We start from the raw sequence: 12,114 nt of genomic DNA, 5'->3' as shown, positions 1-12,114 counted from the left end.
GGTGCTGCTGCCGGTCATGGCCGCCATCGTCATCGGCGGGATCGGGTTTTCCCGGATCAGCGACCCGCGCCACAAACTGCGCGGTCCCCCCCCCCGGTCCCCACACACCCAACAGACCCCGCTGGGGGCGCCGGGGAGGGTCTGTTGGGTGGGTGGGCACCGGGGGGGGGGATCGCGCATTTTGTTGCGGGGGTCGCTGACCACGGAAACCCCGACCCCGCCGATGACGATGGCGGCCATGACCGGCAGCAGCACCAGCGCATCGGTGGCGTAGCGCATCAGGCTGTCGGCGTGAATGGAAAAGCCCGCGTTGTTGAAGGCGGAGATGGCATGGAAGAGCCCGCTCCAGGCTGCCTCGCCCCAGGGAAGGCCGTAGGCCAGGTGAAGCCGGAGCATCAGCAGCAGCGCCACGCTCAGTTCGATCGCCACCGTCACCGTCAACACCAGCCGGGCGACGCTGGAGAGATCGCCCAGCCCCAGCGTGCGGGATTCGGCCTGGGCGATCAGCTTGGTGTGCAGGCGGAACGACCGGTTGACCAGCAGGCCCAGCACGGTGGCCAGTGTCATCATGCCGAAGCCGCCGAGCTGGAACAGCAGCATGATCATCGACTGGCCGAACATCGACCAGTAGGTCCCCGTGTCCACCACCACCAGCCCCGTCACGCAGACCGCCGACACGGCGGTGAACAGCGCGACGGTCCAGGGCGCGGCCTGCCCCTCGGCCTGGGAAATGGGCAGCATCAGGACGGCGGTACCGATCAGGATCACGGTGAGGAAGGCCAGGGCTACGGCCCGGGCGGGGTGGAGCAGAGGTTTCATCTGCCTCGTCGCGGATGGCGCTGAGGAGGGGCGGCGAGCGGAAGGGGTCATGGTGAGGGCGATACTTCCGGGAAGCTGGGAAGCATAGGCGCCGGAACTTTCCAGTTCAACCAGGGCGGCGGGTATTGGCAGTCTGTCGCAGGGGTGGAATCGTGCGAGGTTTATCGGCAGGGTTCATTGTTATCTTCGCGGGCTGTGGCGGGCTGTGGCGGGCCGTGCGAGGCAGGCCCTGGCCTGGCCGGTGTGCCTTTGTGAGCCGGGCTACCACCCTTGCACGATGTCAGTAGTAACGGCGTGGCCGGTGGAAAACCCTGTGCGGTTCTCCGACCGGCCTGCATACGCTGCGCTGGGTCAGGTAATCAGAACCAGGCGTCCTGCATCTCCAGGCAGGTCGGATCGCGGGCTTCCAGCAGGGCCAGCTCGTGGTGGCAGGACGGGACTTCCCAGGTGAGGAAGTAGCGCGCGGCCTGGAGCTTGCCCTTATAGAAGTCGGCGTCCGCCGGGTTGCCGCCGGCCAAGCCCTGTTCGGCGCGGATGGCCTGTTCCAGCCAGCGCCAGCCGATCACGGCGTGGCCGAATACCTTAAGGTACAGCGCCGAGTTGGCCAGGGCCTGGTTGACCTGGCCCTGCATGAGGTCGCCGAGCAAGGCCAGGGTCACTGTCGAGAGGCGCGCCAGGAGGTGTTCCAGTGGCTGGCGCAGGGCGTCCAGCGCCGGGTGTTCGGCGGCGCGGCGGCAGCAATCCTGGATCAGCCGGGTCAGTTGCTTAAGACCGGCGCCGTTGTTCTGCGCCACCTTGCGGCCGAGCAGGTCGAGGGACTGAATGCCGTGGGTGCCTTCGTGGATCGGGTTGAGGCGGTTGTCGCGGTAGTACTGCTCCACCGGGTATTCGCGGGTATAGCCGTGGCCGCCGAGGATCTGGATCGCCAGTTCGTTGGCCTTCAGGCAGAACTCCGAGGGCCAGGATTTGACGATGGGGGTGAGCAGGTCGAGCAGTTCGTGGGCCTGCTTGCGTTCGTCTTCGGTGGGCAGGGTCTCGGTGTCGTCGAACAGGCGGGCAGCGTACAGGCCGAGGTCGAAGGCGCCTTCCACGTAAGCCTTCTGGGTCAGCAGCATGCGCCGCACGTCGGCGTGCTGGATGATCGGCACCGGCTTGGAGGTTGGGTCCTTGCCGTCCGGCAGGCGGCCCTGGGGGCGTTCGCGGGCATACTCCAGCGAGTAGAGGTAGCCGGCGTAGCCGAGCATGATGGCGCCCATGCCGACGCCGATGCGCGCCTCGTTCATCATTTGGAACATGTAGGCCAGGCCGTGATGCGGCTTGCCCACCAGATAGCCGACGCACTCGCCGTTGTCGCCGAAGTTCAGTGCGGTGGAGGTGGTGCCGCGCCAGCCCATCTTGTGGAACAGGCCGGCCAGGAGTACGTCGTTGCGCTGGCCCAGGCTGCCGTCGTCGTTGACCAGGAACTTGGGCACGATGAACAGGGAGATGCCTTTCACGCCGGGCGGGGCGTCCGGCAGCTTGGCCAGGACCATGTGCACGATGTTTTCCGACAGCGGATGGTCGCCGCCGGAGATGAAAATCTTGTTGCCCTTGATCCGGTAAGTACCGTCGCCGGCTGGTTCGGCACGGGTGCGGATGTCCGCCAGGGAGGAGCCGGCATGGGGCTCGGTCAGGGCCATGGTGCCGAAGAATCGCCCTTCGATCATCGGCTGGAGGAAGCGCTGTTTCTGCTCTTCGCTGCCGAAGGCTTCGATCAGATTGGCCGCACCCATGGTCAGCATGGCGTAGGACGAGGTGGCGATATTGGCCGACTGGAAGTGGGCGAAGCAGGCCTGGGAGAGCAGGTTGGGTAACTGCATGCCGCCTTGTTCGAAGGTGCGCGTGGCGTTGAGGAAGCCGGCCTCGAGGAAGGCGTCCACCGCTGGCTTCACCTCGGGAATCAGGCGGGCCTCGCCGTTGACGTACTCCGGCTCGTTCTCGTCGTTCTTGCGGTTGTGCGGCGCGAAGAGATTTTCGGCGATGCCGCGGGCGGTGCCGAGGGCGGCGTCGAAAGTTTCGCGGCTGTGCTCGGCGAAGCGTTCGCGCTGGGTCAGGGCTTCGGCGTCCAGCACTTCGTAGAGTTCGAAGGCCAGGTTGCGGGAGCTGAGCAGGGTTTCGGACATGGACGTTCCTCCGTGGGATGTCCGAGTCTAGTCCCGCTGAATGATGGGTGCCCAGCACCATCCATGCGCTTGATAAAGCCTGAAAAGCCGGGGCGCAGAAAAGCGAAAGGCGGGGCTTGTGGCCTCGCCTTCGTCCACCTTCGTGGCAGTGCGTCCGCAGACGCGAGAGAGGAAGAGCGCCGTGCCGGGCGGGTAGCCCACGTTCATCACGCTGCGCGGCGTGGTGCCGCCCCGGCGGCAACCGGGGCGGGCACCGGACGTCAGCCGATGGTCATCAGGCTGGCGTTGCCGCCGGCAGCGGCGGTGTTGACGCTGAGGGCGCGTTCGATCAGCAGGCGCTCCAGCGGGATCGCCGTTTCGCCCTGGGACAGGCCCTGCACGCCGACGATCGGGCCGGAGCGCTTGGCCACTTGCTGGCAGACCGCACGCAACTGGTCGGAGTCGCCGTGGTGCAGCACCGCGTCGAAACGCACCTCGTCCTTCTGCCAGTCGGCCACCAGCTCGATGCGCGCCTTGACCTCGTCCGGCAGGCGCTTGGCCAGACCGCGGGTCAGCTCGCCTTCGGCCCAAAGCGCCTTGCTACCGACCGCCAGGCAGGCGGCCAGTTGGGTCAGCAGGTCCTGCTCGGTCTCGGCCAGGCACAGCACGCGTTCGCGCGGCAGCAGGCTGTAGGTGTTGCGTTCACCGGTCGGGCCGGGCAACAGGCGGGTCATGCCACTCTGCGAGGCGGAGGAGAACGCGTCGGCGGTGGCAGCCAGGGCCTGCTGGTCGTTGCTCTGTGCCCAGGACTTGAGCGCTGCCAGGGGCTTATCCAGCTGCAGGACCGCACGCAGTTGGGCGTCCGCCGGGGTCTCGGCATCGCTGTGGGCGAAGCCGCGGGCAATGGCATCGGCCGGACGGGTCGACAGCAGACGGTACATGTACAGCGGGCCGCCGGCCTTCGGACCGGTGCCGGAGAGTCCCTCGCCGCCGAACGGCTGCACCCCGACCACCGCGCCGACCATGTTGCGGTTGACGTAGAGGTTGCCGGCGTGGGCCTTGCTCACGACCTGAGCGATGGTCTCGTCGATGCGGGTATGCACGCCGAGGGTCAGGCCGTAGCCGGTGGCGTTGATCTGCTCGATCAGGGCGCCGAGGTCCTTGCGCTTGTAGCGCACCACGTGCAGCACCGGGCCGAAGATTTCGCGTTCCAGCTCGGACAGGCTTTCCAGCTCGATCAGGGTCGGCGTCACGTAGGTGCCGCGACGGATCGCATCACCTTCCAGACGGGCGTTCTGGTAGACGCTGCGGCCTTTTTCGCGCATGGCCTGGATGTGGCGCTCGATGCCGGCCTTGGCTTCGCCATCGATCACCGGGCCGATGTCGGTGCCCAGGTGGTCCGGGTTGCCCAGGCGGCATTCGGCCATGGCGCCCTTGAGCATGGCGATCAGGCGTTCGGCCACGTCTTCCTGCACGCACAGCACGCGCAGCGCGGAGCAGCGCTGGCCGGCACTGTCGAAGGCGGAGGCGACCACATCGGTGACCACCTGCTCCACCAGGGCGGAGGAGTCGACGATCATGGCGTTCTGCCCACCGGTCTCGGCGATCAGCGGGATCGGCCTGCCTTGGGCATCGAGGCGTCCGGCGACGTTGCGCGAGAGGATGCCGGCGACTTCGGTGGAACCGGTGAACATCACGCCCTTGACGCGCTCGTCGCCCACCAGGGCGGCGCCGACGGTCTCGCCGCGGCCCGGCAACAGTTGCAGCACGCCGGCCGGGATGCCGGCGTCGAGGAGGATGCGTACGGCCTGGGCGGCGATCAGCGGGGTCTGCTCGGCCGGCTTGGCCAGCACGGTGTTGCCGGCGGCGAGGGCGGCGGCGACCTGACCGCTGAAGATCGCCAGGGGGAAGTTCCACGGGCTGATGCAGACCACCGGGCCCAGCGGGCGGTGGGTGTCGTTGGAGAAGTCGGCGCGAATCTGGGCGGCGTAGTAGCGCAGGAAGTCCACGGCCTCGCGGACTTCGGCGATGGCGTTGGCGAAGGTCTTGCCGGCTTCGCGCACCAGCAGGCCCATCAGGGTCTGCATCTGGCCTTCCATCAGGTCGGCGGCGCGATCCAGGGTGGCGGCGCGCTCGGCCGGCGGGGTGGCTTGCCAGATCGGGGCGGCGGCGAGGGCGGCAAGCAGGGCGTTGTTGACGTCCTCGACGCTGGCTTCCTGCACGTGGCCGACCAAGTCACGGTGGTCCGCCGGGTTGAGTACCGGCACGGCGACGCCGTTGCTGCTCTCGCAACCGAGCATAGGCGCGGCCTTCCAGTCGGCGTGGGCGGTGGTCAGCAGGGCGCTGGAGAGCGAGCCGAGGCGGTGTTCGTTGGCCAGGTCGATACCGCTGGAGTTGATCCGCGCCTTGCCGTACAGGTCGCGCGGCAGCGGGATGCGTGGGTGCGGCAGGCCGAGCTGGCCTTCCTGAATGGCCATCTGCTCGATGGTCGGCACCGGGTCGGCGACCAGTTCCTTGATGGAGATGGACTGGTCGGCGATGCGGTTGACGAACGAAGTATTGGCGCCGTTTTCCAGCAGGCGACGCACCAGGTAGGCGAGCAGCGTCTCGTGGGTGCCGACCGGGGCATAGATGCGGCACGGGCGGTTCAGCTTGCCTTCGGAAACCGGGCCGACCACCTGCTCGTAGAGCGGCTCGCCCATGCCGTGCAGGCACTGGAACTCATACTGGCCCGGGTAGTAGTTCTGCCCGGCGATCTGGTAGATGGCCGACAGGGTGTGGGCGTTGTGGGTGGCGAACTGCGGGAAGATGACTTCCGGCACGGCCAGCAGTTTGCGGGCGCAGGCGATGTAGGAGACGTCGGTGTAGACCTTGCGGGTGTAGACCGGGTAGCCCTCCAGGCCCTCCACCTGGGCGCGCTTGATTTCGCTGTCCCAGTAGGCGCCCTTCACCAGGCGGATCATCAGGCGGTGGCGGCTGCGGCGGGCCAGGTCGATGACGTAGTCGATGACGTACGGGCAGCGCTTCTGGTAGGCCTGGATGACGAAGCCGATGCCGTTCCAGCCGGCCAGCTGCGGTTCGAAGCAGAGGCGCTCGAGCATGTCGAGGGAGATTTCCAGGCGGTCGGCTTCTTCGGCGTCGATGTTGAGGCCGATGTCGTACTGCTTGGCCAGGACGGTCAGGCTGAGCAGGCGCGGGTACAGCTCGTCCATCATCCGCTCGTACTGGGCGCGGCTGTAGCGCGGATGCAGGGCGGACAGCTTGATGGAAATTCCGGGGCCTTCATAGATGCCGCGGCCGTGGGAGGCCTTGCCGATGGCGTGGATGGCCTGCTCGTAGGAGGCCAGGTAGCGCTGGGCGTCTTCCTCGGTCAGCGCGGCCTCGCCGAGCATGTCGTAGGAGTAGCGGAAGCCCTTGGCTTCATAGCGGCTGGCGTTGGCCAGGGCTTCGGCGATGGTTTCGCCGGTGACGAACTGCTCGCCCATCAGGCGCATGGCCATGTCCACGCCCTTGCGGATCAGCGGTTCGCCGCTCTTGCCGATGATGCGGTTGAGCGAGTTGGACAGGCCGGCCTCGGTGTGGGTGGACACCAGCTTGCCGGTGATCAGCAGGCCCCAGGAAGCCGCGTTGACGAACATCGACGGGCTCTGGCCGAGGTGTTGGCTCCAGTTGCCGGTGCTGATCTTGTCGCGGATCAGGGCATCGCGGGTGCCTTTGTCCGGGATACGCAGCAGGGCTTCGGCCAGGCACATCAGGGCCACGCCTTCCTGGGAGGAGAGGGAGAATTCCTGCAGCAGGCCCTGGACCAGGCCCTGGCGGCCGCCGGCGCTCTTCTGGTTGCGCAGTTTCTCGGCGATACGCTGGGCGAGCTTCTGGGTGGCTTCGGCCTGTTCGGCCGGCAGACGCGCCTGTTCCAGCAGCATGGGCACCACTTCCTGCTCGGGGCGGCGGTAGGCTCCGGTGATGGCGGCGCGCAGCACGGATTGCGGCAGGATGCTTTCGGCGAATTCGAGGAAGGGCTGGAAGCCCGGATCCACCAGTGCCTCGACGGCTTCGTTGTCGCCTTCGGCCAGGCGCGTGGCGATGGCTTCCAGCTCGGGCATGCTGACGCCACTCTCGAGGGTCGCCAGGTAGCTGTAGATGGCCTGCTTGATCAGCCAATGGGGCGTGCGATCGATCTTGCGCGCCGCTTCCTTCAGCCGCTCCCGGGTCGCTTCGTCGAGTTTGACCCCGAGGGTCGTGGTGGTTGCCATGTTTCTTATCCTCAATAAAACCGCTTGGTCACGGCGTCAGCCAGCGCGAAGAGTAGCGATGTCCGTTTAAGGGTGCAACTAGGTGCAACCCGCATTTTTCGCGGAGCCCAGGAGCATTTCGGAGGGTTTCCGCTGAACGGTCGTGCGACTGCATGCTCGCTGCGCATTCCGGACAACAGCCCTCGTATTGCGCTGCAAAACGGGGCAGATGGGGCTGGCGAAATGCCGAGGTGCAACTTTTCTGGACCTGGTTGCGCTGATGGAAGCCTCGGTGATCTGGTCGGGTGCAACCGGTCTACACCCGGGTTACGCCCTGCGTGTAGCAAATTCCCGAATCCCGCCCGCCTGGATGTCTCCCGGAGGGGGAAAGCAAGCGCTGTGCCGGGGTCGGGCAAGCCGGTACACTCCGCCCTTCGAGGAGCCCTGCCATGAACTACCGCCACGCCTTCCATGCCGGCAACCATGCCGACGTCCTGAAACACCAGACCCTGGCCCGCATCATCGCGCTGCTAAAAAAGAAGGAGGCGCCGTTCGCCTACCTCGACAGTCATGCGGGTGTCGGTCTGTATGACCTGCAAAGCGACCAGGCCAGTCGTACCGGCGAATGGCAGGAAGGCATCGGACGGTTGTGGGAGCGCCAGGACCTGCCGGAGGTCATGGCCGATTACCTGGGCGTGATCCAGGCCCTGAATGCCGACGGCTCGTTGCGCTTCTATCCTGGCTCGCCCGAACTGGCGCGCCAACTGACCCGCGAGCAGGATCGCCTGCACCTCAACGAGAAGCATCCCGAGGATGGCCGGCTGTTGAAGGAGAACATGGCCGGCGACCGGCGTGTCGCGGTGCACCTGGGCGAGGGCTGGCACGTGCCGCGCGCATTGTTGCCGGCCCGGGAAAAGCGGGTCCTGCTGCTGATCGACCCGCCCTTCGAAAAGGTCGACGAGCTGGAATGCTGTGCCCAGGCGATGAAAGAGGCCATCGGCCGCATGCGCCAGGCAATCGTGGCGATCTGGTACCCGATCAAGGACCAGCGCCAGCTCAAGCGTTTCTATCAGGATCTGGAAAAAACCGGCGCCCCCAAGCTGTTGCGCGCCGAACTGATGGTCCATGCCCCCGACAACACCCTTGGCCTCAATGGTTCCGGCCTGGCCATCGCCAACCCGCCGTGGGGGCTTGAAGACGAGCTGCGCCAATTGCTGCCCTGGCTGGCCGAGGCCCTGGCACAGACCCGCGGCGACTGGCGGCTCGATTGGATCATCGATGAAGCCTGAAAAAGCAGCGGCAAGCTTCAAACTGCAAGCGACAAGCTAAAGGCGGTCTGCGGAGCTGCTCTTGTCTTGCAGCTTACGGCTTGAAGCTTGCCGCTACTCTAACCGAGGCATACGCCGGTGCCGCCCAGGCCGCAGTAGCCGTTGGGGTTCTTCGCCAGATACTGCTGGTGGTAGGCCTCCGCGTAATAGAACGGCGGGGCGTCGGCGATTTCGGTGGTGATCTCGCCCAGGCCGGCCTTGGCCAGTTCGGCCTGGAAGCGTTCGCGGGTGCTTTCGGCGGCGGCGCGTTGGGCAGCATCGAAGGTATAGATAGCGGAGCGATACTGGGTACCGACATCGTTGCCCTGGCGCATGCCCTGGGTTGGGTTGTGCGCTTCCCAGAACACCTTGAGCAGGGCCTCGTAGCTGGTCACCTGCGGATCGAACACCACCATCACCACTTCGGTGTGCCCGGTCAGGCCGGAGCAGACTTCATCGTAGGTCGGGTTCGGCGTGACACCGCCGGCATAGCCGACCGCGGTGGTCCAGACGCCGGGTTGCTGCCAGAAACGCCGCTCGGCACCCCAGAAACAGCCGAGGCCGAACACCGCCTGTTGCAGGCCGGCGGGGAAGGGCGGTTGCAGTGGATTGCCATTGACGAAGTGCGTTTCCGGCACGGGCATGGGTGTATCACGACCGGGCAGGGCTTGTTCGGCGGTGGGCAGCTCCAGTTTGTGGGCGAGGATTTGCGAACGTAGAACCATGGGGCCTCCGGCCAGCGTAGCGTCAAGCGTGGGGTTCCACGCTACAAGCAAGCGCCCGGCCGGGCAACCGTTTGAGTGCGGTGTGCCCGTCACGGCCGGAAACCGCTTGTGCGTGGGGGCGAATTCATCTACCCCCACATGAAGACGCACTCAACTCCGGCAGGGATAGCGGCGCAGGCTGTCGATCAGGTCGCGGCCTGAGATTGGGCGGTCGAACAGGTAGCCCTGGCCGACATCGCACTGCTGCCGGCGCAGGAAGTTGAGTTGGGCGGCGCTCTCGATGCCTTCGGCAACCACCTTCAGGCGCAGGTTGTGCGCCATGGCGATCACCGCCGAGGTGATTTCCTTGTCGTCCTGGCTGTCGGGAATGTCCTTGATGAAGCTGCGGTCGATCTTGATCACGTCGATGGGGAATTTCTTCAGGTAGCTCAGCGACGAATAGCCGGTCCCGAAATCGTCCATCGCCAGAGACAGACCCAGGCTCTTCAGGCGGTTGAGCTGCTGGCGGGTGTCGTCGGAGGCTTCCAGCAGCAGCCCCTCGGTGAGTTCGAGTTCCAACAGCGCCGGCGGCAGTTGTTCCTCGTGGAGGATGGCGGCGATGGAGCCCACCAGGTCCGGGTCGGAGAACTGCTTGGGCGACAGGTTGATCGCCACCTGCAATTCGCCGAGGCCGACGGCAGACAGTTGTCTGCTCATCCGACAGGCCTGGCGCAGAACCCACTTGCCGATGGGGATGATCAGGCCGGTTTCCTCGGCCACGGCGATGAATTGGTCGGGGCGGATCATGCCCTTTTCCGGATGGTTCCAGCGCAGCAGCGCCTCCATGCCGATCAACTGGCCGTTCTTCAGACACAGCTTGGGCTGATAGAAGACTTCCAGTTCGTTCTGGGTCAGGGCGCGGCGCAGGTTGTTCTCGACGAACAGCTTGTAGCTCGCTTCGGCGTTCAGGGCCTCGGTGAACACCTGCACCTGATGCTTGCCGTTGGCCTTGGCCTTGTGCAGCGCCAGGCCGGCGTGCTTCATCAGGGTCTGCGGGTCTTGGCCGTGCAGCGGTGCGCTGGCCAGGCCGACCGAGCCGGTGACGCTGATCAACTGGTTCTCGACGAACAGAGGCTTGCCGATGGTATTCAGCACCTGGCTGGCGACCATCTGCCCGGCCTCGAGGCCGGTATCTTCGAGCAACACGGCGAATTCATTGCTGGCGAAGCGTGCCAGATTGCCGTTCGGGCTCAGACTGTTGCGCAGGCGTCGGGCCAGGGCGATCAGCAGCTTATCGCCGATCTGGTGGCCCAGGCTGTCGTTGATCCGTTTGAAGTTGTCGATGTCCACCAGCAGCAGGCTGACCGGGGTGTCGCGGTGTTCCGCGAAGCGCTCTTCCAGGCGGCGGATGAAAGCAGGGCGGTTGTCCAGGCTGGTCAGGTTGTCGGTATAGGCCAGTCGTTCGATGCGTTGCTGGGCCAGCTTGCTTTCGGTGATGTCTTCGTAGATGCCGATGTAGTGGGTCAGCTCGCCGTGCTCGCCAAACACCTTGGAGATCGACAACTGTCCCCAGTAGGGTTCGAAGTCCTTGCGTCGGCTGCGGAACTCGCCCTGCCAACTGTTGGCGTGGGCCAGGCTGGAGCGGGCGTCGAACAGCAATTCGCTGAGGTTCTCCACCGCTGGCAGTTCGGCCAGGCGGCGGCCGAGCACTTCTTCGGCGCTGTACTGGGTGATCGCGGTGAAGCTCGGGTTGACGTATTCGACCACGCCTTCGCGGTTGACCAGCATGAAGGCGCTGGCGCTCTGCTCGACGGCGCGCTGGAACAGATGCAGCGTACCGGTGGCATGCAGGCGTTGCTGGTTGACCAGCACCTGGGCGTACTGGTCGGCCAGTTCGCCGGCGAAGGCGATCTCGTCGGTCTGCCAGATGCGCGGCGTGCCTGTATGTTCCAGGCACAGTACACCGACCACCTCGCCACCGACGCGGATGCTGGCATCGAGCATGGCGGTGATGCCCATGGGTTGCAGGTAGTCCGCGCTCAGCTCGCTGGTGCGCGGGTCGCGGGCGGCGTTATGGGCATCGATGGCGCGACCGCTGTGCAGCGCTTCCAGGTAGAGCGGGTAGCGCCCGACGTCCATGGTTTCGCCGGGCTCGTGGCGGGCGAGGTCCTGGCGATAGAGCGCCACCGGCTCCATGTGCTCGCCTTGCAGACGCCAGATGCCGGCGCGGGCCACGTCATAGGCTTCGCTGGCCGCCTGGGTGATCAGCTCGGCGGCTTCGCGTAGCGGGTCGTCGGATTGGTAGCGGTGGCGCGCCAGGCGCAGGATCAGGTTTTGCTGTGCGCGGGAGCGGGCCAGGTGTTTCAGATGGTCTTCCTGGGACAGTTGGTAGAGTTCCAGGGTGGCTTCGATCCGGCTGGTCTCGTCTTGCCGTTCGATCTGCCGCTGCAGCTCCTCGGGGCTCAGGGAATCATCCGCCACCAGCAGATAGCCGCGCAGCAACTGGCGGCCGTGCTGCTGGAAGGGTTCGCCCAGCTCCAGCAGGTTGAGCGAGCCGTGGGGCGTGTGCAGCCGGTATTGCACCAGATAATGCGGGCCGGCGCTGAGCTGCTGCTGGATGGCATCGTGCAGCCGGTAGCGTTCGGCGGGTTCCATCAGGCTGGCGTAGGGGGTGCCGATCAGCGAGCAGAGGTCGCCGGCAGGCAGACCCAGTTGCCGTTCGCAGGCGGGGTCCAGGTAGAGCAGCGTCCAGCTGGCTTCGTTCAGTCGCTCGAAGCGCAGCAGACCCAGTCTCGAAGGGACTGGCAACTGCGTCACAACCTCGGCCGCCGAACGGCTGGCGGCATCGGGATGGCTTTTCATCGGGCGACTCGCTTCCAGTATGCTGACCGAGTTCGGGCCTCGGCCCTCT

At 66.0% G+C, this 12,114-nt stretch carries 6 protein-coding genes; 1 reads left to right on the top strand and 5 read right to left on the bottom strand.

From position 1 onward, the window contains the following. The 3 genes from BZL41_RS14990 to putA all read right to left on the bottom strand — a co-directional run. A partial coding sequence (locus BZL41_RS14990; protein ID WP_305884106.1) for a potassium transporter TrkG occupies window positions 1–819 on the bottom strand: 819 nt, incomplete at its 3' end. A gap of 359 nt (window positions 820–1,178) precedes the next feature. After that, complete coding sequence (locus BZL41_RS14985) at window positions 1,179–2,981, bottom strand: acyl-CoA dehydrogenase (RefSeq protein ID WP_095600033.1); 1,803 nt, start codon at window positions 2,979–2,981, stop codon at window positions 1,179–1,181. A 260-nt stretch (window positions 2,982–3,241) separates the two neighbouring features. Beyond that, window positions 3,242–7,213, bottom strand: coding sequence for a trifunctional transcriptional regulator/proline dehydrogenase/L-glutamate gamma-semialdehyde dehydrogenase (gene putA / locus BZL41_RS14980; protein ID WP_095600032.1), 3,972 nt, complete (start codon window positions 7,211–7,213; stop codon window positions 3,242–3,244). Between the two features lie 428 nt (window positions 7,214–7,641). Here putA and BZL41_RS14975 point away from each other — a divergent pair, with 428 nt between their 5' ends. Further along, window positions 7,642–8,481 (top strand): 23S rRNA (adenine(2030)-N(6))-methyltransferase RlmJ, encoded by an 840-nt coding sequence (locus BZL41_RS14975; RefSeq protein WP_095600031.1) that lies wholly within the window; start codon window positions 7,642–7,644, stop codon window positions 8,479–8,481. A gap of 98 nt (window positions 8,482–8,579) precedes the next feature. Here BZL41_RS14975 and msrA read toward each other — a convergent pair whose 3' ends face one another. Both msrA and BZL41_RS14965 read right to left on the bottom strand, forming a co-directional pair. Continuing rightward, window positions 8,580–9,224: a peptide-methionine (S)-S-oxide reductase MsrA gene (msrA, locus tag BZL41_RS14970; protein ID WP_095600030.1), complete on the bottom strand. Its 645-nt coding sequence runs from the start codon at window positions 9,222–9,224 to the stop codon at window positions 8,580–8,582. A gap of 150 nt (window positions 9,225–9,374) precedes the next feature. Continuing rightward, entirely contained in the window at window positions 9,375–12,065 is a 2,691-nt protein-coding gene (locus BZL41_RS14965) for an EAL domain-containing protein (protein WP_095600029.1), read from the bottom strand. Window positions 12,066–12,114: the final 49 nt, after the last annotated feature.

Source organism: Pseudomonas sp. PIC25 (assembly GCF_002286785.1).
Classification (GTDB): domain Bacteria; phylum Pseudomonadota; class Gammaproteobacteria; order Pseudomonadales; family Pseudomonadaceae; genus Pseudomonas_M.
The sequence above is the reverse complement of the archived record's forward strand: the minus strand, read 5'-3'. Positions and strand labels throughout refer to the sequence as shown.